The following is a 1,606-nucleotide window of genomic DNA, read 5'->3' as shown; positions in this document are numbered from 1 at the left end:
AAGGATTGCGAGAAAACCGTCGCTTCGGCTCTGGCCTTCTTTCAGATGGTTCTCGCTTTCCTCATCGTCCGAAGATTGGCGCGAAATTCACCCGCTGTCTGAATTTCGAGTCATGCTCTTAGGACGGGCATGGTTATTCTCCGTGAACTCTGCAAAATTTACCGCGTTCATGTTTCTTATGTCTTGCAGCGCCTACTTCATCCAGCTTTGTGCTGAGCGCGCAGTTTAGCCAGATCAGCAACAGAAGGTGTATTGGGGTAAAGAGATCGGAATTTTGCCTCTGCCTGGTCCAGAACATCATCTTTCGGCCAAGCCGGTGGCGGATAAAGAGTGGCTAGTGGGGTTACAGCAAACAGGGGATGGGAAAGCTTTGGATTTGCGATACCCGCCCACTCCCGCAGACGCAGAACAGCGAGAAGTTCAACCGGGAAGAGCCAGTAGGACATACTCTCGAATTCGTACCACTCACTCTCCGACATATCCGCATCTTTGGATTGTGACAGATGATAATCCGCCATTTCGCTCATCAAGGCGTCAAAAACCCGTGCATTTGGTTCTCTCCAACCAGTGAGAAGCTTATCCCATATACCGAGATTTTCGATCTCATGCTGGCGGAACTCGCTGTCAAGGCTCACATCCGCTTGAAGCCAATCCTTCGCCAATTCAAGCATGAACCAACACATACGGCCATAAGAGATGCCACGATCCAACAAACGATTTAGTTCTTCGAAACCGAATCTCGCAACAAGTTCAGACTCGTCTTTCCAGCCGGTTGCGAAAATTTGAGCAAGAAGTTTCCCGTAGGCATCAAAATCATAACGCCCAAGATTTTTTGGATAAAAATCGTAAACGGGAACTTCAAGAAAAAAACTGGAAATGCCGACTCTACTTGAAAGAGCAAGCAAATCCACATCTGGCACCGCTCCGATACCTGATATCGCGTATTTCATACGAAACCAAAGCGCGAGCCGGTCGTAACGAGATGAAATCAGCTTTATCTTAGGCGTTACATCACCATCTTCAATGAACTCTTCCAGCCACTGGATTGGTTTGTCCATAATGAGACGCTGCTTGTGTTGCAGCCATTCCGGTATATCTTTCTTGAGAGCACGTCTTAATTCGGATGGTTCTGGCATAAATAAATCCTATTGTCGCATCATCTAATGAGGAGAAGTCTGATTGTCTGCCTCAGGTGGTCCAGTTGCGGGCGGCTTAACCGATTTAGGCTTCCGGGCCATGTTGCCAGAATCATCGCGATACTTCAGCCGCTTTGGCTTGGTGCCTGGCTTCCAATTCCAGTCGGCTTTGCCACGAAATGTGGTGTTTCCTGCGTCATCAACATCATACTTCCAAATTTCATATTCTTTATAAGACGCACCTTGGAACCAATCATATAGTTCATCCGCAATGTCATCCATGCCACTTGGCATGCTTTTCCAATTTCCATCGCCAGATAATGCACGGTTTACTTGGATATTCGCATATTTCGGTCCGCCTTCGCTCTGAAGCTCATTCAGACTAGCACTGTTTGCCTTTACCTCAACGACCTTGACGGCTCCAGTTTCGGGGTTTCGTCCAACAAGGTCGATCCCGTTGTCCGAATTAT

Annotated in this window: 2 protein-coding genes; both read right to left on the bottom strand. The window is 47.8% G+C overall.

Going from position 1 to position 1,606, the window contains the following annotated elements:
- Positions 1–197: 197 nt before the first annotated feature.
- A complete protein-coding gene (locus tag J1C48_RS18680) occupies positions 198–1,136 on the bottom strand; it encodes a hypothetical protein (RefSeq protein WP_207259510.1) in 939 nt (312 codons plus the stop codon).
- Positions 1,137–1,160: 24 nt separating this feature from the next.
- Positions 1,161–1,606: hypothetical protein (locus J1C48_RS18675; RefSeq protein ID WP_207259509.1), on the bottom strand; the 446-nt coding region annotated here is incomplete at its 5' end.

Origin of the sequence: Jiella flava (genome assembly GCF_017349315.1) — a bacterium.
GTDB lineage: Bacteria > Pseudomonadota > Alphaproteobacteria > Rhizobiales > Rhizobiaceae > Jiella > Jiella flava.
This window is presented reverse-complemented; position numbering and strand designations above follow the sequence as displayed.